Origin of the sequence: Mycobacterium kyorinense (assembly GCF_001672775.1) — a bacterium.
Taxonomy (GTDB): Bacteria; Actinomycetota; Actinomycetes; order Mycobacteriales; family Mycobacteriaceae; genus Mycobacterium; species Mycobacterium kyorinense_A.
The window spans coordinates 79,072-98,543 of sequence record NZ_LZKJ01000080.1 but is presented as its reverse complement, the minus strand read 5'-3'; the positions used below and the strand labels follow the sequence as shown (position 1 = coordinate 98,543).

Genomic DNA, 19,472 nt, shown 5'->3' with positions numbered 1-19,472 from the left:
GACGTGCCCGCCTCGTAGCGACAACTGAGGATTTGGCGTGGCGACGCGGCAACAAATGGTTCACTGGGGACACTTCCGCCACGCCAGTCACGCGAGTGGCCCAGTTGTCGCTGGTGGCAGGGTGCCCGGCTCCGAGCGACACTTGGCTTGGTCGCGCAGCGCCAGCTCACGCGTGTGGATTCGGTGCTCAGTGCCACGCGGCATCCAGCCGGGTCCATATCGACCGCGCCTCAGCCGGCGCACCCGGCCGTGGCCCATTTCCCAGCGCAACGCGTCCGAGATGGATTTCGATGTCCGTCCGCCCACGGCAAAACCGTGCTGCGCGAGCGCCTCGGCCAACTCGCCGACGGTGGCGGGCCCATGGCGAAATAACTGCATTGTCAGTACGTAGCGGAGTTCGGTCCCCCGCAGTAGCAGCGACTCATTCATCGGCCGACCGTCGCATGGACGTCCGACAACCCGTTCGCTGTCGCTGATAGGCGGGCACCCCGAAACACCGGGTCAGGCCGTGACAGGTGTGGCAAACCAAGACAGGAGTGGTCAAAGTGACTCCGGCGCCGCGGCGCCACCTGGCCATACGCCGCGTTGTCGCTACGAGGCGGGCACATCGTCGCATCCCGAATTCCCTGCGACAGCTGGGACTACTGTGACGTCACATCTCGCCGAGGAGCCCCGCCAGCACGTCGAGGCCTTCGGTGAGCAACTCGTCGCTGATCGCCAGGGGCGGCAAAAACCGCACCACATTGCCGAAGGTGCCGCAGGTCAACGTGATCACTCCCGCGGCGCGGGCGGCGGTGGCCAGTTTGTTCGTCAGCTCGGCGTCGGGTTCGGTGCCGCCGGATTTCACCAGCTCGATGGCGACCATCGCGCCGCGGCCGCGCACGTCGCCGATCCGGTCGTCGTCGGCCTGCAGCCGGAACAGTCGCTCGGTCATCAACCGCCCGATTTGCTGGGCGCGCTCGATGAGCTCGTCGCTCTCGATGGTCGCGATGGTGGCCAGCGCCGCCGCGCACGCCAGTGGATTGCCGCCGAACGTGCCGCCCAGCCCACCGACGTGGGAAGCGTCCATCAGCTCTGCGCGGCCGGTGACCGCCGACAGCGGCAACCCGTCGGCGATGCCTTTGGCAGTGCAGATCAGGTCCGGCTCGATGCCCTCGTGCTCGCACGCGAACATCGCACCGGTGCGGGCGAATCCGGTCTGCACCTCGTCGGCGATGAACACGACATCGTTCTGATGGCACCACTCCAGCAGCGTCGGCAGGAACCCCTCGGCCGGCACGATGAAGCCGCCTTCGCCCTGGATCGGCTCGATGACGACGGCCGCCAGGTTGTCCGCGCCGACCTGCCTGCCGATGACGCGGATCGCCCGCGCGGCCGCCCGTTCGCCGTCGGTGGCCAGCTCTTTGTCGAGCAACCGGTCGCGGTACGGGTAGGACAGTGGCGCTCGATAGACCTCCGGCGCGAACGGCCCGAAGCCGCTCTTGTAGGGCATCGACTGTGCGGTCAGGGCCATGGCCAGATTGGTGCGACCGTGGAAGGCATGGTCGAAGGCGACCACCGCAGACTTGCGGGTGAAGGCGCGGGCCACCTTGATCGCGTTCTCCACCGCTTCGGCACCGGAGTTGAACAGCACCGAGCGCTTCTCCCCGGAGCCGGGGGTGAGGCGGTTGAGTTGCTCGGCGACGGCGACATACCCCTCGTAAGGGGTCACCATGAAGCAGGTATGAGTGAAGTCTGCGACTTGCCCGCGCACCGCATCGACGACCCGCGGCGAGGCGTTGCCGATCGTCGTGACTGCGATGCCGGAGCTCAAGTCGATGAGCCGATTGCCGTCGACGTCTTCGACGATGCCGCCGCCCGCGCGCACGGCATAGACCGGCATCGTGCTGCGGACACCTCGGGCGACCGCTGCCGACCGGCGCTTGGCCAATTCCAGCGACGCGGGGCCCGGGATTTCGGTGACGAGGTGGCGACTCTGTTCGAGAGTGGGCACGAGTGTCTCCTTCAGGCAGCGGGCTTGTCTGATATCCGAGCCTAGTTGCGGGCATACCCGAACCGCCGGGCGAGCGCTCGAAACCGCAATCACTATGGGAACTGCCTGAGAAGATGCCGATATGGCCTCCGCGGAAGGCTCACGCATCGGCACCTTGTTCGGGCCCTACGAGCTGCAGGCGTTGCTGGGCCGCGGCGGCATGGGGGAGGTGTACCGGGCCTACGACACCGGCAAGGACCGGACCGTTGCGCTCAAGCTGCTACGCCCCGAACTGGCCGCAGACACCACTTTTCAGCAGCGGTTCCGCCGCGAATCACGACTCGTGGCGCGGCTGCAGGAACCGCATGTCATCCCGGTGCACAACTTCGGTGAAATCGACGGCGTCCTCTACATCGAGATGCGGCTGGTGGAAGGGGGCAACCTCAAAGCGATGCTGCGCCAGAGCGGCGCGCTGGACCCGGGCCGGGCGGTGTCGATCGTCGCGCAGGTCGCCGCAGCACTCGATGCCGCCCACGCCGACGGGCTGTTGCACCGCGACGTGAAACCGCAGAACGTCTTGTTGACGCGCACCGACTTTGCCTACCTCGTCGACTTCGGTATTGCCCGTTCGACTTCGGACACCAGCGGGACCAGCGCCGCCACGCTGAGCGGAACCTACCTCTACATGGCCCCGGAGCGGTTCAGCGGCGGGCCGGTGGGACCGCACGCCGACATCTACTCGTTGACGTGCGTTCTCTACGAATGCCTCACCGGCCAACCGCCGTTCCCGCAGGGCGAGCTGGATCAGTTGTTGGGCGCCCACTTGTTGACGCCGCCGCCGCGGCCCAGCCAGATCCGGCCAGACCTCGGGCTGGCCTTCGACGAGGTCATCGCCCGGGGCATGGCCAAACAACCAGGGGAACGATTTCCGTCGGCCGGCGAGCTCGCCCAGGCCGCCAACACGGCGTGGGTCTGGTCGGCCGGGGTGCCGTCGTCTGTGGCGAAACGGCCCGATCCGAGCCCGACCGATCCAAGCCTGACCCCACACCAGGCCGCGTCGTCGCGGCACCGGTGGCCGCTGCTGGTCGCGGGCGCCGCTGCGGTGCTGATTGCCGCTGTCGCCGGCGCGCTGTGGTGGGGATTCGGGGCGGATCGCCAGCCCGACGTTGCGGTGCCACCGCCCGCACGCACGACCACGACGGTGCAGCCGCCGCGGTCGTCGTCGTCGACGGCCGCCCAGCCGCCGCTCAGCTTGCCGGGCACCGACGCGCAGGGCTTCGTCGACTATCCCGGCGCCCGCTGTGACCCGGGAAATCGGCCGACGGTGCTGGCCCGTACCGAAGAGTCGGTGCTGGTGATCTGTCAGGCCGGGCCCAGCCGCTATTACTACCGCGGCGTGCGGCTCAGCGACGGCGCCGCGATCGAACTCGCCAACGCGGTCCGCTCATCGGGCGGATTCGACGTCGTCAATCCGGTCGACGGAACCCGATACGAGGTGCGCGGCGACGGCTTGACCATCAAGCTGTCCGACGGTCGGCACTTCATGGAGCCGATCGTCGACTACGCGGCCGATTAGTCCGGTCAGGGCTGACCGAGTGGCTTGCACACGTTGTCGCCCGGGTGCCAGTACTGGCCTTCGGGGCAATTGATGGGTTGCGGGCCGACGCCCAGCGGGCGGCAGACGTTGCCGGTCGGCTCCCAGTACTGGCCCTCGGGGCAGTTCAACGGCTCCGCCGAGCCCAGGGCCGGTGTTCCGACCACCGCGACCGCCATCGTCGCCGCCGCCAGCATGATTGCGGCAGCCAATCGGCCGACGAGGTTATTCATGACAGACCTCCCGGGAAAACGTGTTGGACATGCAATGACTTATCTATTGACGGCGCCGTCATTGACCAAACACCGGGCCGTCGATCGTGTCGACGGTGGCGAACGAGGCGACCGGCGCGCGGCGCAGTTTGCGCGGCTGGCGAACCGGGTGCCCGAGCGCGATCACCGCGGCCAGCGCCAACGGGTCCGGCGCCGCGAGTAACGCTTTGACCTGCGACTCCTCGCGGATCGCGATCGTCGTGATCACACCGCCCAGGCCTTCTTCGCGGGCGGCCAGCAGGATGTTCCAGGCGAACGGGTAGATCGACGCGCCGCCGGCGAAGGTATACCGGTCAGCGTCGCGGTCCACCGCCGCCAGCAGGGACAGGTCAGCGAACAGCGCAATCAGGACCGGGGCCTGGTCGAAGCGTTCGGCGAAGGCTCCCGTGGTGTCCGGCTTTTCGGCAGCAAGGGCGCTGGCCTCGGCGCCGCGGTCGTTGGTCGGTGACCAAGGCCGCAGCCCGGCGGCGCTGAGGGCCATGTAGTCGCGGGAACCGCGTTGGTACAGATCCCGCAGTCGGCGACGCCGCTCGGGATCCTTGATCACCACGATCCGCCACGCCTGAGCGTTGGCGCCGCTTGGTGCGAACCGGGCGTTGTCGAGCACGCGCGCCACGGCGTCGTCGTCGACGGGCTGATCGGTGAAGTCGCGAACTGCGCCGGTAGTGCGCAATGCCGAGAGGAGTTCCATCACCACATCATGGAGTAGCTCGTCAAGGCCCAGGGCGCCACAATGGCACACTGGCGGTCATGGACCAACTGCTCGTCTTCTTGCCGCTGTTGATCATCCTGGCGGCGTTCATGTTCTTCGCGTCGCGGCGTCAGAAGCGGGTGATACAGGCCACCATCGACCTGCACGAGTCGCTGGACGTCGGCGACCGGGTGCACACCAGCTCGGGCCTGCAGGGCACGATCACCGCGCTCACCGACGACACCGTTGACCTGGAGATCGCGCCGGGCGTAGTGACCACGTGGATGAAGATGGCGATCCGCGACCGTATCGACGTCGACCCGGAGGTGGGCGACGGCGCCGTCGAGCTCACTGCCGACCCGGAGCGACTGCCCAAGGACTAAGTCCTGCCGACCGGCACGTACCCTTTGGCGGGAGCAGTCGAACTGATCGGTGAGCGAGGAGACTCAACAACGTGGCATCGTCTTCGGCGCCGGTGCACCCTGCCCGTTACCTGACGATCTTTCTGGTCATGCTTATCGGCGTGTACCTGCTGGTCTTCCTGACCGGGGACAAGCAGGCCGAACCGAAGCTCGGTATCGACCTGCAGGGCGGCACCCGGGTCACGTTGACCGCACGGACACCGGATGGTTCCCGGCCGTCCAGGGACGCCCTGTCGCAGGCCCAGCAGATCATCGGTGCCCGGGTCAACGGTCTGGGCGTGTCGGGTTCGGAGGTTGTCGTCGACGGCGACAACCTGGTCATCACGGTGCCCGGAAACGACGGCAACGAGGCCCGCAACCTGGGCCAGACCGCGCGGCTGTACATCCGGCCGGTGATCAACGGCCTGCCCGCGCAGGCCGCGCCACCGCCGGAAAATGCGCCACTGCCGGAGAAGGCGCCACTGCCGGAGAAGGCGCCGCCACCGGGCGAAAAGCCGGGCAACGCGCCCGCGCCGACCGGCCAACCGGCACCCCCGCCCCAGCCGCGGCCTTACCCGCAGGAGCCGCCGCCGTCGCCGAGCCCGGCTCCGCCGCCGGATCAGACCGCGGCGCCGGTGCAGCCCGGGCCCTCGGATCCACGCAAAGACCTCGCCGAGCGCATCGCCAAAGAAAAGGAATGGCGACAGAGCACCGACAAGGCCATCCAGTTTTACGGACTGCAATTCCAGGCCACCCAGTGCGATAAAGACGACATCCTGGCCGGCAACGACGACCCGAACCTGCCGTTGATCACTTGCGACAAGGACCACAAAACCGCCTACCTGCTGGCGCCGTCGATCATCAGCGGTGACCAGATCCAGAACGCCACCTCCGGGCTGGACCCGCGTAGTGGCTACGTCGTCGACTTGCAGTTCAAGAGTGCCGCCGCCAACATCTGGGCCGATTACACCGCCGCCCACATCGGCACCCAGACCGCCTTCACGCTGGACTCCCAGGTGGTCAGCGCACCGCAGATCCGGGAAGCGATCCCCGGCGGCCGAACCCAGATCACCGGCGGTGACCCGGCGTTCACCGCAGACAGTGCCCGTCAGCTCGCCAACGTCCTCAAGTATGGGTCGCTGCCGCTGTCGTTCGAATCCTCGGAAGCCGAAACCGTCTCGGCCACATTGGGTTTGACGTCGTTGCGGGCGGGGCTGATCGCCGGTGCGATCGGGCTGGTGCTAGTGCTGCTGTATTCGCTGCTGTACTACCGGGTGCTGGGATTGCTGACCGCACTGTCGCTGGTGGCTGCCGGCGCCATGGTTTTCGCGATCCTGGTGCTGTTGGGCCGCTACATCAACTACACGCTGGACCTGGCCGGCATCGCGGGTCTGATCATCGGTATCGGCACCACCGCCGACTCGTTCGTCGTCTTCTTCGAACGCATCAAAGACGAGATCCGCGAAGGCCGTTCGTTCCGGTCAGCGGTTCCCCGCGGCTGGACGCGGGCCCGCAAGACGATCGTGTCCGGCAACGCGGTGACGTTCCTGGCCGCCGCGGTGCTGTACTTTTTGGCGATCGGACAGGTCAAGGGCTTCGCATTCACCTTGGGCCTCACCACGATCCTCGACCTTGTGGTGGTGTTCCTGGTGACCTGGCCGCTGGTGTACCTGGCGTCGAAGTCCCCGACGTTGGGCAAGCCCGCATACAACGGCCTGGGCGCGGTCCAGCAGGTCGCGCGCGAGCGGCGTGCCGCAGCCCACTCAGGACGGGGATAGCGAAATGGCCGCAGAAGCAGGCGAAGCCTTGAACAGCGCAGAAATCACCGAGACGACCGGCACCGAGGTCGACGACACCGCCACCCAGCTGCCGCACCACAACTTCCTGTCCCGGCTCTACACCGGAACCGGGGCGTTCGAGGTGGTCGGCCGCCGCAGGCTGTGGTACGCCGTCAGCGGGGCGATCGTCGCGATCGCGCTCGCCAGCATCGTGTTTCGCGGGTTCACCTTCGGTATCGACTTCGCGGGTGGCACCAAGGTGTCGATGCCTCGCGGCGACATCCAGACCAGCCAGGTGACCGAGGTGTACCACGACACCATCGGCTCTGATCCCGAGTCCGTGGTGATCGTCGGCAACGGTGCGTCGGCGACCGTGCAGATCCGTTCCAAGCCTCTGGACAACGACCAGACGGCCAAGCTGCGCAATGCGCTGTTCGACAAGTTCCAGCCGAAAGGCGCCGACGGTAAGCCCAGCAAGCAGGCGATCAGCGACTCGGCGGTCTCCGAGACCTGGGGCGGCCAGATCACCAAGAAAGCGGTGATCGCGCTGGTGGTCTTTCTGGTGCTGGTCGCGATCTACATCACCGCGCGCTACGAGCGCTACATGGCGATTTCCGCGCTGGTCGCGATGTTCTTCGACGTGGCCGTCACCGCGGGCATCTATTCGCTGGTCGGCTTCGAGGTCACTCCGGCGACCGTCATCGGCTTGATGACGATTCTCGGGTTCTCCATCTATGACACCGTCATCGTGTTCGACAAGGTGGAGGAGAACACTCACGGCTTTCAGCACACCGCCCGGCGCACCTTCGCCGAACACGCCAACCTGGCGGTCAACCAGACGTTCATGCGCTCGATCAACACCAGCCTGATCTCGGTGCTGCCGGTGGTCGCGCTGCTGGTGGTGGCGGTGTGGCTGTTGGGTGTGGGCACGTTGAAGGACTTGGCGCTGGTGCAGCTGGTCGGCATCATCGTGGGCACCTATTCGTCGATCTTCTTCGCGACCCCGCTGCTGGTCAGCCTGCGTGAGCGCACGGAGTTGGTGCGCGCCCACACCCGCCGGGTGATGCGCCGGCGCAGCGGCGCTTCGGAGAAGGCTTCGGAGTCCGCGGAATCGGCCGAGGACGAGCCGGACCGCCAAGACACCGTGGCGGCGCCCAGCAAGCCGGCGCCGAGCAAGCCGGCGCCGAGCAAGCCGGCGCCGGGCGCGCGGCCAGTACGGCCAACCGGCAAGCGAAAGAGGTAGTCCCGATGGCTGCCTGGCCCCGGCGCGTGGCCGCCAGCTCTCTGGCGGCCATCCTGGCGGCAGCGGGGCTGGCGAGCCTGACGGGCTGTTCGGGTAGTGCCGCCGGGCACGTCGACTACGCCGTCGACGGCGCGCTGATCACCTATAACACCACCACCGTGGCTGGCGCCGCCTCCGCCGGTGCGCAGGCGTTTGCCCGCACACTGACGGGGTTCGGCTACCACGGGCCCGACGGGCAAGTCGTCGCCGACCACGACTTCGGCACGGTGTCGGTAGTCGGCGGCGCGCCGTTGGTGCTGGACTACCAGATCGCCGACAAGGCCGTGTATTCCGACGGCAAGCCGGTCACCTGTGACGATTTGATGCTGGCCTGGGCGGCTCAGTCTGGCCGGTTCCCGGCGTTCAACGCCGCCAGCCAAGCGGGCTATGTCGACATCGCGTCCATCGACTGTCAGCCGGGCCAGAAGAAGGCCCGGGTGTCATTTCTGCCCGACCGCAACGTCGTCGACTACCACGAGCTGTTCACGGCGACCACGATGATGCCGTCGCACGTCATCTCCGACGAACTGGGCATGAGCGTCGCCGCCGCGGTGATGGTCAACAACGGGCCGGCCATCGAGCGCATCGCCCAGCTGTGGAACACGATCTGGGACCTCAAACCCGGGCTGGACACCAAGCATTTCCCGTCGTCGGGGCCCTACAAGATCGAATCGGTGCTGAACGACGGCGGGGTGGTGCTCGTCGCCAATGACCGCTGGTGGGGCGCCAAACCGATGACCAAGCGGGTCACGGTGTGGCCGCAGAAGGCCGACATTCAAGACCGGCTCAACAACCAGAGCGTCGACGTCGTCGACGTCGCGACCGGCTCGTCGGGGTCGGTGATCACCCCGGACGACTACCAGCGCATCGACGCGCCGTCGGATGGAATTCAACAGCTGATCTTCGCCCCGAGCGGTCCGCTGTCCGAGACCCGTGCGCGCCGCGCGCTGGCATTGTGCACGCCGCGCGACGTGATCGCCCGCGACGCCGAGGTGCCGATCGCCAACGCGCGGCTGCACACCGCCGCCGAAGACGCCATCAGCCAAGCCGAAAACGTGCCCGAGGCCGCGCAATTCGCCCGCTCGAATCCCGACGCGGCCCGAGATGCCCTGGGCAAGGCGCCGCTGGCCGTGCGGATCGGCTACCGCGGGCCTAACGCGCGGCTGGCGGCCACCGTCGGCGCGATCGTCAAAGCGTGTGCGCCGGCCGGCATCACCGTCTCCGACGTCACCTCCGACACCATTGGCCCGCAGACGCTGCGCGACGGGAAGATCGACGTGCTGCTGGCCAGCACCGGTGGCGCCTCCGGCAGCGGGTCCACCGGCTCCTCGGCGTTCGACGCGTATGCCCTGCACGCCGGCAACGGCAACAATCTCTCCGGGTACCACAACGGCCAGATCGACGGGATCATCAGTGCGCTGGCGGTATCGGCCGATCCGGCCGAGTTGGTCCGGCTGCTGGGCGAGAGCGCGCCGGTGCTGTGGGCCGACATGCCGACGCTGCCGCTGTACCGCCAGCAGCGCAGCCTGCTGATGTCGAAGAAGATGTATGCCGTGGGCACCAATCCCAGCCGTTGGGGCGCGGGCTGGAACATGGACCGCTGGGTGCTGGTGCGGTGACGCAACCTGGCGAGCCAGTCGCCGACATGATCGCGTCGTTGACCCGCGAGGTGGCCGACTTCCCCACGGCGGGCGTGCAATTCAAGGACCTCACCCCGGTGTTCGCCGATCCGCACGGGTTGGCCGCGGTGACAGATGCGCTGGCCGAGGTGGCCGCCGGCGCCGAGGTGATCGCCGGCATCGACGCCCGCGGTTTTGTGGTCGGCGGAGCGGTGGCGGCCCGGCTCGGCACCGGAATGCTGGCGATCCGCAAGGGCGGCAAGCTGCCGCCGCCGGTGCTCGCCGAGGCCTACGACCTCGAGTACGGCACCGCCACGCTGGAGATCCCTGCCGACGGTATCGAGTTGGCCGGCCGCAGCGTGGTCATCGTCGACGATGTGCTGGCTACCGGCGGCAGCGTCGCCGCAGCGCACCGGTTGCTCTCTCACAGCGGCGCCCGGGTGACGATGGCCGCGGTGGTGCTGGAACTCGCCGCGCTGGGCGGACGCGATGTGGTGGCGCCGCTGCCGGTACACAGCTTGCGCCGCATCTAGCGGGACAATCGTTGTTGAGCGATATCCTGGGTGGTCGGAGGTGACGAACGTGGCGGATGACCAGCGCACGGCTGTCCAGCAGCCCACTCAACCGCTGCAGATCGCCGATATTCCGCAGGCGCCGCCGGCCCCGGAGACCCTCAAGACGTCCAGCAGCGCGTCGCGGCGGGTTCGGGCCCGACTGGCCCGGCGGATGACCGCCCAGCGCAGCACGCTCAATCCCGTGCTCGAGCCGCTGGTGGCGGTGCACCGCGAGATCCACCCCAAGGCCGACGTATCGCTGTTGCAACGCGCCTACGACGTCGCCGAGCAACGGCACGCCGACCAGATGCGGCATTCCGGGGATCCCTACATCACTCATCCGCTGGCCGTCGCCAACATCCTGGCCGAGTTGGGCATGGACACCATCACGCTGGTGGCGGCCCTGCTGCACGACACCGTCGAGGACACCGGCTACACGCTGGCCGCATTGTCCGAGGAGTTCGGCGAGGAGGTCGGTCATCTCGTCGACGGGGTGACCAAGCTGGACCGGGTGGTGCTGGGCAGCGCCGCCGAGGGCGAGACGATCCGCAAGATGATCACCGCGATGGCGCGCGACCCGCGGGTGCTGGTGATCAAGGTCGCCGACCGGCTGCACAACATGCGCACGATGCGTTTCCTGCCGCCGGAGAAGCAGGCCCGCAAAGCCCGTGAAACGCTGGAAGTGATTGCGCCGCTGGCACATCGGCTGGGGATGGCCACGGTCAAGTGGGAGCTGGAGGATCTGGCTTTCGCGATCCTGCATCCCAAGAAGTACGAGGAGATCGTGCGGCTGGTGGCCGGGCGGGCGCCGTCGCGCGACACCTATCTGGCCAAGGTGCGCGCCGAGATCATCGCGACGCTGACCGCGTCGAAGATCAACGCGGTGGTCGAGGGCCGGCCCAAGCACTACTGGTCGATCTACCAGAAGATGATCGTCAAGGGCCGCGACTTCGACGACATCCACGACCTGGTCGGCATCCGGATTCTGTGTGAGGAGATCCGGGACTGCTATGCCGCTGTGGGCGTGGTGCATTCGCTGTGGCAGCCGATGGCCGGCCGGTTCAAAGACTACATCGCCCAACCCCGCTACGGCGTGTACCAGTCGCTGCACACCACGGTGGTCGGACCGGAGGGCAAGCCGCTGGAGGTGCAGATTCGCACCCGCGACATGCACCGCACCGCCGAGTACGGTATCGCCGCGCATTGGCGATACAAGGAAGCCAAGGGCCGCAACGGCGTTCCGCATCCGCATGCTGCCGCCGAGATCGACGACATGGCCTGGATGCGTCAACTGCTCGACTGGCAACGCGAGGCCGCCGACCCCGGAGAGTTCCTCGAGTCGCTGCGCTATGACCTTGCGGTCCAAGAGATTTTCGTGTTCACCCCGAAAGGCGATGTGATCACGCTGCCAGCAGGTTCGACGCCGGTGGACTTCGCCTACGCCGTGCACACCGAGGTCGGACACCGCTGCATCGGCGCCCGGGTCAACGGCCGGCTGGTAGCGCTGGAGCGCAAGCTGGAAAACGGGGAAGTCGTCGAGGTTTTCACCTCCAAGGCACTCAACGCCGGGCCGTCACGCGACTGGCAGCAGTTCGTGGTCTCACCGCGCGCCAAGACCAAGATCCGGCAGTGGTTCGCCAAAGAGCGCCGCGAGGAAGCGCTGGAGTCCGGCAAGGAAGCGATGGCACGCGAGGTTCGCCGCGTCGGACTTCCGTTGCAGCGCTTGATGAACGGCGCCTCGGTAGCGGCGGTGGCCAACGAGCTGCACTACAGCGACGTGTCGGCGCTCTACACCGCGGTCGGTGAGGGCCACGTGTCGGCCAAGCACGTCGTACAGCGGCTGTTGGCCGAACTCGGTGGTATCGACCAGGCCGAAGAAGACCTTGCCGAGCGGTCCACCCCTGCGACGATGCCGCGCCGTCCGCGCAGCACTGAGGATGTCGGGGTCGCCGTGCCCGGCGCGCCGGGAGTGTTGACCAAACTGGCCAAGTGCTGCACACCGGTGCCGGGGGACCAGATCATGGGGTTCGTCACCCGCGGCGGCGGGGTCAGCGTGCACCGCACCGACTGCACCAACGCCGCGTCGCTGCAACAGCAGGCCGAGCGGATCATCGAGGTGCACTGGGCGCCGTCGCCGTCGTCGGTGTTCCTGGTGGCGATCCAGGTCGAGGCCCTCGACCGGCACCGGCTGCTCTCGGATGTGACCAAGGTGCTCGCCGACGAGAAGGTGAACATCTTGTCGGCCTCAGTGACCACCTCATCCGGGGACCGGGTGGCCATCAGCCGCTTCACCTTTGAGATGGGCGACCCCAAGCACCTTGGGCATCTGCTCGACGTGGTCCGCAATGTCGAAGGCGTCTACGACGTCTACCGGGTAACGTCCGCGGCCTAACTTTTTGGCGCGAGCGTGCGCGAGAGTCGGCGGCGGCCTGCGCCGCGAAACTGCAGCCAAGGTCGTGATTTCTCGAAACTACAGCCCTGGCTGCAATCTCGCGGCGTGCGGCGGCTTGCTCAGTCCAGCCGCACCGACGTGATCGTCACTTTGGTGGCGGGCGATCCGTCGTCGCCTCCGCCCTTGACACCGGCGGCCGCGACCTTGTCGAGCATCGCCAGCCCGTCGTCTTGAATAGTCCCGAAAATCGTGTATTGCGGTGGCAGCTGCGAATCTTGATAGACCATGAAGAACTGACTGCCGTTGGTCCCTGGTCCGGCATTAGCCATCGCGAGTGTGCCGCGCGGGTAGACGACCGGTTGATTCAGCACCGAATCGTAGGGCGGAAATTGATCGGTCGGATATTCGTTGGCGAACTGATAGCCCGGCCCGCCGGCGCCGGTGCCTTTCGGGTCACCGCACTGCAGCACGCTCAAGCTCGGCGAGGTGGTCAGCCGGTGACATTGGGTGTCGTCGAAGAAGCCCTGCTGCGCCAGGCTAACGAAACTGTTGACCGTGCAAGGGGATTGGTTGTTGGTCAGTTGCAGGCCGACATTGCCCTGGTCGGTGACCATGCTGACGCTGACCTGCGCTGGATCCGTCGGCACCTTGCCGGTTCGGGGCGGGTTTACCGGCTTGCTGGCCGGATCCGTCGACGGCGGGTATTGGCAGTCGGAACCCAGGTGCTCGGTCGGCGTGAACGGTGGCAATTGTCCGTTCGCCTGCGGCGCCGACCGTCGTGAGGTACTGGGCGCCGTCCATGGTGAGGCGCTGGTTTCCGGGGTGCCGCTGCTGGCGGTCTTGTCCGAATTACGGTTGACGGCCACCACCGCGACCACCGCGACGAGCGCGGCGATCACGCCGCCCGCAATGAGCAGGATTGTCGGCGTCGACAACCTCTTGCCGGAGTTATTCATCTGCGCCACAAGCTCCTTCGATCAGTCCAGCAGGACCGACTTGATAGTGACCGGGGTAGCGGGTGGGCCGTCTTCGCCGCCGCCGGCCACGCCGGCCTTGGCGATCTTGTCCAGCGTGGCCAGCCCGTCGTCCTGGATGGTGCCGAACATGGTGTACTCCGGCGGCAGCTGCGAATCGTGGTACACCATGAAGAACTGGCTGCCATTGGTGTTCGGCCCGGAGTTGGCCATTGCCAGCGTGCCGCGCGGATACACCACGGGCTCCTTGGCTTTGGGATCGTCCGGCGGGTATTGGTCGGTGGGGTATTCGTTGCCGAACTCGTAACCCGGGCCGCCGGTGCCGTCGCCCTTCGGGTCGCCGCATTGCAGCACGCCCAGCGTCGGTGAGGTGGTCAACCGGTGGCACTGAGTGTCGTTGAAAAAGCCCTGCTGCGCCAGGCTGGCGAAACTGTTGACCGTGCAGGGGGATTTCGCGTTGGCCAGTTGCAGCCCGATCTTGCCCTGGTCGGTGACCATGCTGACGCTGACCTGCGCCGGCTCGGTCGGCACTTTGCCGGTCCGCGGCGGTTTCACCGGCTTGCTGGCCAACTCCGGAGACGGCGGGTATTGGCAGTTGGCGCCCAGATCGGCCGACGGCTTGAACGACGGCAACGGCGCGCCCGGAGGTGCGGCTTGAGTGGTCGTCGCACCGCCCTCGCCTGCCGACGCTTTGTTGTTCTTGTCCTTGTGGGTGACCAGCACAGTGATGACCACCGCGGCGATGACGACCACCGCGGCGACCGAACCGGCGACGATCGCCACAATCCGGCGCCGGCGGGCCTGCTTGGCGCGGCGTTCCAGCTGGCGTTCGAGTTTGCGCTTGGCTGTCGCCCGTCGCTGTTCGTTGGTCGGCACCGCCGAAGTCCCTCCTCGATCGTTCGCGTGGGTCAGCACAGAGTGTGCCAGAGTGCCAGCAGTCAGGCGCAACGTGGGAAACTGGGGATCGTGTTGATCTCCGCGTTTCCTGCCGGGTTGCTGCAGTGCAACTGCTACGTGCTGGCGCCGCATCCCGGGGCCGACGCCATCATCGTCGATCCCGGTCAGCGCGCCATGGCCCCGCTGCGGCGCATCCTCGACGAGAATCGGCTCACCCCGGCGGCGGTGCTGCTCACCCACGGCCACATCGACCACATCTGGTCAGCCCAGAAAGTGTCCGACACCTTCGGCTGTCCGGCCTATATCCACCCCGAGGACCGGTTCATGCTGACCGATCCGATCAAGGGATTCGGCCCGCGGCTGGGCCAGGTTCTGTTGGCAGCGATGTTCCGCGAGCCGAAGCAGGTCGTCGAACTGGATCGCGACGGCGACAAGATCGACCTGGCCGACATCGCCGTCACCGTCGACCACACGCCCGGCCATACCCGCGGGTCAGTGGTGTTCCGGGTGGCCGGCGACGGGTCCGACGTCGTGCTCACCGGCGACACGCTGTTTCAGCGCTCGGTAGGGCGCACCGACCTGTTCGGCGGCAGCGGCCGCGACCTGCTGTGCTCGATCGCCGACAAACTGTTGGTGCTCGACGACAAGACCGTGGTGTTGCCGGGCCATGGGCCCAAGACCACGATTGGCGCCGAACGCCGGTACAACCCCTTCCTCGAAGGGCTGTGATCGGGTGACGATGCAGAGCGCAGCGATGAGGAGGAGCGGCGCAAGTTGACCCAATTCCAGGCACCCAAAGGCGTGCCGGACTACGTGCCGCCGGATTCGGCGCGGTTTGTCGCGGTGCGCGACGGGTTGCTCGACGCGGCACGGCGGGCCGGCTACAGCGACATCGAGTTGCCGATCTTCGAGGACACCGCCCTGTTCGCGCGGGGGGTGGGGGAGTCCACCGATGTGGTGTCCAAGGAGATGTACACCTTCGCCGACCGCGGCGACCGGTCGGTGACGCTGCGCCCGGAAGGCACTGCGGGCGTGGTGCGCGCGGTCATCGAGCACGGGCTGGACCGCGGTGCGCTGCCGGTCAAGCTGTGCTACGCGGGCCCGTTCTTTCGCTACGAACGCCCGCAGGCCGGGCGCTACCGCCAGCTGCAGCAGGTCGGGGTGGAGGCCATCGGGGTCGACGACCCGGCGCTGGACGCCGAGGTGATCGCCGTCGCCGATGCGGGTTTCCGTTCCCTGGGGTTGACGGGGTTCCGCCTGGAAATCACCTCACTGGGCGATGACACCTGCCGACCGCAATACCGAGAGCTCTTGCAGGAGTTCCTGTTTGCGCTCGACCTGGATCCGGAAACCCGCAGACGCGCCGAGCTCAACCCGCTGCGAGTGCTCGACGACAAGCGCCCGGAGATCAAAGCGATGACCGCCGACGCGCCCGTGATGATCGACCACCTCTCCGATGTCGCTAAGCAGCATTTCGAAACAGTGCAGGCGCATCTCGACGCGCTCGGCGTGCCATATGTGATCAACCCGCGGATGGTGCGCGGGCTGGACTACTACACCAAGACCACCTTCGAATTCGTGCACGACGGGCTGGGCGCGCAGTCGGGTATCGGCGGCGGCGGCCGCTACGACGGGCTGATGCGGGTGCTGGGTGGCCAGGATCTGTCCGGCATCGGGTTCGGCCTCGGCGTGGACCGCACCATGCTGGCACTGCAGGCCGAGGGCAAAACCGTTGGCGCGACGGCACGGTGCGACGTGTTCGGAGTTCCGCTGAGCGAGCAGGCCAAGCTGCGACTGGCGGTGCTGGCCGGTCAACTGCGGGCCGCCGGCGTGCGGGTGGACCTGGCCTACGGCGACCGCGGGCTCAAGGGTGCGATGCGCGCCGCCGACCGGTCCGGCGCCCGGTTCGCGCTGGTGGCCGGTGACCGTGAGATCGAGGACGGCATCGTCGGCGTCAAAGATCTTGCCTCGGGCGAGCAGGTCGACATTGCCACGGACGCCGTTGTCGCCGAGGTGCTTTCGCGGCTCACCCCTTGACCGCGAGCGTGCGTGTCCCCGGCTATCAGCCCGGCGTGTCGACCGGGGACACGCACACTCGCGCCAAAGAGGCCTCAGTGCTTGACCTGGTTGAACGGCACACCCCGATCGGCGGCGTATTCACGCGGAAAACCCAGCACCCGTTCGCCGATCACATTGCGCGCCATCTCCGTACTGCCGCCGCCAAGCGCCGCTGTCTGCCGGGACAGATACCGTTCGCCGACGGTGAGCAGGTCACCGACCACCCCGGCGCTGCCCGCGATCGCCAATGCGGTGTCCACCTCGAGTTCGATGGCCTCGGCGTGGAAAAGCCGAATCAGCGTCCCGGCCGCCGGCGGTAGCGAGCCGTCGAGCACACCGCGGTAGACGTGGTCGATCAGCTGCTCCCGCACCGCCCGGTGCGCCAGCGCCCGGCCGGCCTTTTCACGGAGCCGATCGTTACCGGCCTGCCCGATCGCCTGCAGCAGGACGCAATAGTCCGGCGTCTTCTCCTGGGCGTTCTCGCTGCCGCTGCCGCTGGCGAACTCCGAGCCGCCGCCGACGGCGCGCCGCTCGTGATAGAGCTGGCGTGAGGCGACGTCCCAGCCCTTGTCGACCGCGCCGAGCACGTCGTCGTCGCTGAGCTCCAGGTTGTCGAAGAACTCCTCGCAGAACTCGGTGGAACCGTTGACTTGTTTGATGCGCCGCAACGTGATTCCGGGACTGTCGATGCGCACCAAGAACATGGTCAGCCCGTCGTGCTTGGGGACCTCCCAGTTCGTCCTGGCCAACAGCAGCCCATAGTCGGCAGCGAACGCCCCGGTGCTCCAGGTCTTCGCGCCGTTGACCACCCATCCGCCGTCCCGCCGCTCGGCGCGCGTGATCACGCCGGCCAGATCCGAACCGCCGCTGGGCTCGGAGAGCAGCTGCACCAATACCTCATCGCCGCGCAGTGCCGCCGAAATATGTTGACGCTTCTGGGCTTCGCTGCCGGTGTCCAGAATTGTCGCGCAGCAGATCGTGAAGGTCGGCGTGTTGAGTATCAGCGGCATCTCGTAGCCGGCGCTCTCGGCGTCGAAGGCCTTCTGATATTCGATGCTCAGCCCGAGCCCGCCGTACTCGACCGGAAAACAGATCCCGGCGAACCCGCCGTCGTAGAGCCGCCGCTGCAGTTCGCGGGCCCGCTGCCACGACTCCTGCACGCCGCGATCGGCAAACGGCGGATTGCCTCGATCGATGCGCGGCATCGCCTCGGCCAGCCATCCGCGGGCCCGCTCGGCGAACTCAGCTACCGACTCGCTCGTGCGGGGAAGTGCGGTCATGACGGCAGCCCACGTGACAGCATGCGGCGCCTCCCGAGAGTCTTATTCGTCGGAAACGGAAATGACATTACCAAAGGTCACGAGTCGCCCCGCGGCTTGGTCAAGGTGAATTGGTCGACGACGGTCAGCGCGCCGAACGATCCGGTGATCGCGTAGTGCGTCGCGGTGATCGACGTGTGGCCGCCGGGAGGCCCCGGGTCGACATCGAATGCCGCGAAGCCGTAGGGGTGCGTGCGGTCGCGAAACGCCGACCATGGCGCATCCTCCACGACGTAGATCGGCGCTTTGCGTCCGATCGCCGGGTCGAGTCGGCCGACGCCGGTCACCACGCGGCATTTGGGCCGGTCGAAGAACATCGTGTTCGACGGCGCCGACGTGCCACCGCCGCCAATCACCACGTGCACGGTGCCCTTGGTGGTGTCGATGAGGTCGGGGCGGGTATCGACCGGTCGGGGAGTTCTGGTTTCGCTGACCAGCGCTCCGCGCACCGGATGTGAACGTTCGTAATGGTGTTCGTGGCCGCACACCACCAAATCGACCTGGTAGCGGTCGAACAGCGGCAGCCACTCCTGGCGGATGCCAAGGTCGGCGCCGTTGGTGCGGTCGGTAGTCGAGATCGCCGTCTGGTGCATGCAGACGACCACCCAGTCGACGTCGGGATCGCGCCGCGCATCGGCGAGTTCGGCTTCGAGCCAACGCTTCTGCGCACCGCCGGAATAGCCGTGCACATAGAAATTGCCGCCGTCTTGAAAGCACACATCGTCGTTGGAGAGGCTGATCACCCGCACCGACCCGGCGGTGAACGCGTACCACAGCCCGCGAAGCGCCGGGTCGGCTCCCGAGTCGGGCAGTGCAAAGTACGTTTGGTAGGCCTCGAATCCGACTGGGCCGTTGCCCAACTCGTTTTCGTGGTTTCCCGCTGCCGGCATCCAGGGTCGGTAGCGCGCCGAACGCGAGTTGTTGTCGAACCAATCGGTCCAGGACCGGATCCGGTCGTGGGCGAGGTTGGCGTAACACAGGTCGCCGTTGACCAAGTTGAACAGCGGGCCGATGCGCTCGATCGCGGTCGTGGTGTCCGCAGCGGCCGGCGAGCCCAGGTTGTCGCTAGTGTACGTGCTGCCCGTCTGCCTGCCGAGCGTCGGGGTAGCCTGATCACCGAAGCTGGTGAACGACAGCGGTTTCCGTCCCGACGGCGCGGTGCGCACCGTACCCAGCTCTGGGCTGGTCCCGTCGTGCACCGCGGCGTAGACGTATTCGGTGTCTGGCGTCAGATCGGTTAGCGCCGCATGATGAACGCGAACTTCACTGCGCGACTTAGCATCCCGGTAGGTTCGGGTTTCGGCATGTATCGTGCGGCCGAAGCCGGACGTCGGCATGCCCACCAGCACCCGGGGATTGCGTACCGCGTCGGTGGTCTGCCAGGACACCACGACGTCGGTGGCGGCATTCCGACCGAATTGCAGATGCAGGCCCCGCACCGGCGGCGCACCGCTGGCGTCGGGTGGCGTCCACACGCCCGGCCCGGGGGAGCGCAGCAGCGTTGCTCCGGCGCCGCCGATGCCGACACCGGCAAGTGCCGCCGCCCCTGCGGTCAGCAGCGTGCGGCGGCTGACACCCGACTCGTCGCTCATCTTTGTTTCATACCGCACCCGACAGCAGATTTCTGCGCTGGCGCGAATGCTCGGCTAGCCTGCGCACAGGCCGAGCG

At 67.3% G+C, this 19,472-nt stretch carries 17 protein-coding genes; 9 read left to right on the top strand and 8 right to left on the bottom strand.

All coding sequences use genetic code 11. The features are described from left to right. Positions 1-87: 87 nt before the first annotated feature. Together A5707_RS08575 and gabT are read right to left on the bottom strand one after the other, a co-directional pair. Positions 88-429, bottom strand: a complete 342-nt coding sequence (locus A5707_RS08575; RefSeq protein ID WP_065012709.1) for a hypothetical protein — start codon at positions 427-429, stop codon at positions 88-90. Positions 430-652: 223 nt separating this feature from the next. Beyond that, the gene (gene gabT / locus A5707_RS08570) at positions 653-1,993 is read right to left on the bottom strand and encodes a 4-aminobutyrate--2-oxoglutarate transaminase (RefSeq protein ID WP_065014069.1); all 1,341 of its coding nucleotides are present in this window, start codon (positions 1,991-1,993) and stop codon (positions 653-655) included. 121 nt (positions 1,994-2,114) lie between these two features. Between gabT and A5707_RS08565 the strand changes: the two genes are divergently transcribed. Then, a complete protein-coding gene (locus tag A5707_RS08565; RefSeq protein ID WP_065014068.1) occupies positions 2,115-3,548 on the top strand; it encodes a serine/threonine-protein kinase in 1,434 nt (477 codons plus the stop codon). Positions 3,549-3,553: 5 nt separating this feature from the next. On the opposite strand, the gene A5707_RS08560 is transcribed toward A5707_RS08565, so the two are convergent. Both A5707_RS08560 and A5707_RS08555 read right to left on the bottom strand, forming a co-directional pair. Further along, positions 3,554-3,799 (bottom strand): hypothetical protein, encoded by a 246-nt coding sequence (locus tag A5707_RS08560; protein WP_065014067.1) that lies wholly within the window; start codon positions 3,797-3,799, stop codon positions 3,554-3,556. A gap of 58 nt (positions 3,800-3,857) precedes the next feature. After that, positions 3,858-4,529 (bottom strand): nitroreductase family protein, encoded by a 672-nt coding sequence (locus A5707_RS08555; protein ID WP_065014066.1) that lies wholly within the window; start codon positions 4,527-4,529, stop codon positions 3,858-3,860. A 59-nt stretch (positions 4,530-4,588) separates the two neighbouring features. On the opposite strand from A5707_RS08555, the gene yajC reads away from it, so the two are divergent. From yajC to A5707_RS08525, 6 genes are all read left to right on the top strand, one after another. Continuing rightward, positions 4,589-4,912, top strand: coding sequence for a preprotein translocase subunit YajC (gene yajC, locus A5707_RS08550; RefSeq protein ID WP_065014065.1), 324 nt, complete (start codon positions 4,589-4,591; stop codon positions 4,910-4,912). A gap of 71 nt (positions 4,913-4,983) precedes the next feature. Then, entirely contained in the window at positions 4,984-6,708 is a 1,725-nt protein-coding gene (gene secD, locus A5707_RS08545) for a protein translocase subunit SecD (protein ID WP_065014064.1), read from the top strand. A 4-nt stretch (positions 6,709-6,712) separates the two neighbouring features. Further along, the gene (secF, locus tag A5707_RS08540; protein WP_065014063.1) at positions 6,713-7,951 is read left to right on the top strand and encodes a protein translocase subunit SecF; all 1,239 of its coding nucleotides are present in this window, start codon (positions 6,713-6,715) and stop codon (positions 7,949-7,951) included. A gap of 5 nt (positions 7,952-7,956) precedes the next feature. Beyond that, a complete protein-coding gene (locus tag A5707_RS08535; RefSeq protein ID WP_065014062.1) occupies positions 7,957-9,609 on the top strand; it encodes an ABC transporter substrate-binding protein in 1,653 nt (550 codons plus the stop codon). Between the two features lie 26 nt (positions 9,610-9,635). After that, positions 9,636-10,142 carry an adenine phosphoribosyltransferase gene (locus A5707_RS08530; RefSeq protein ID WP_065014080.1) on the top strand — a complete coding sequence of 169 codons (507 nt, stop codon included), beginning with the start codon at positions 9,636-9,638 and terminating at the stop codon, positions 10,140-10,142. A gap of 49 nt (positions 10,143-10,191) precedes the next feature. Beyond that, positions 10,192-12,555 (top strand): RelA/SpoT family protein, encoded by a 2,364-nt coding sequence (locus A5707_RS08525; protein WP_065014079.1) that lies wholly within the window; start codon positions 10,192-10,194, stop codon positions 12,553-12,555. Positions 12,556-12,674: 119 nt separating this feature from the next. On the opposite strand, the gene A5707_RS08520 is transcribed toward A5707_RS08525, so the two are convergent. Continuing rightward, the gene (locus tag A5707_RS08520; protein ID WP_065014061.1) at positions 12,675-13,511 is read right to left on the bottom strand and encodes a peptidylprolyl isomerase; all 837 of its coding nucleotides are present in this window, start codon (positions 13,509-13,511) and stop codon (positions 12,675-12,677) included. Between the two features lie 21 nt (positions 13,512-13,532). Continuing rightward, positions 13,533-14,405, bottom strand: a complete 873-nt coding sequence (locus A5707_RS08515; RefSeq protein WP_065014060.1) for a peptidylprolyl isomerase — start codon at positions 14,403-14,405, stop codon at positions 13,533-13,535. 90 nt (positions 14,406-14,495) lie between these two features. Here A5707_RS08515 and A5707_RS08510 point away from each other — a divergent pair, with 90 nt between their 5' ends. Beyond that, a complete protein-coding gene (locus tag A5707_RS08510) occupies positions 14,496-15,155 on the top strand; it encodes an MBL fold metallo-hydrolase (protein ID WP_065014078.1) in 660 nt (219 codons plus the stop codon). 45 nt (positions 15,156-15,200) lie between these two features. After that, on the top strand, positions 15,201-16,463 hold the full coding sequence (gene hisS, locus A5707_RS08505) for a histidine--tRNA ligase (RefSeq protein WP_065014059.1): 1,263 nt from the start codon (positions 15,201-15,203) through the stop codon (positions 16,461-16,463). Positions 16,464-16,537: 74 nt separating this feature from the next. Here the strand turns inward: hisS and A5707_RS08500 are convergent, their stop codons facing one another. Further along, positions 16,538-17,764: an acyl-CoA dehydrogenase family protein gene (locus A5707_RS08500; protein WP_065014058.1), complete on the bottom strand. Its 1,227-nt coding sequence runs from the start codon at positions 17,762-17,764 to the stop codon at positions 16,538-16,540. A gap of 77 nt (positions 17,765-17,841) precedes the next feature. Continuing rightward, positions 17,842-19,395 carry a purple acid phosphatase family protein gene (locus tag A5707_RS08495; protein WP_065014057.1) on the bottom strand — a complete coding sequence of 518 codons (1,554 nt, stop codon included), beginning with the start codon at positions 19,393-19,395 and terminating at the stop codon, positions 17,842-17,844. Between the last annotated feature and the right edge of the window lie 77 nt (positions 19,396-19,472).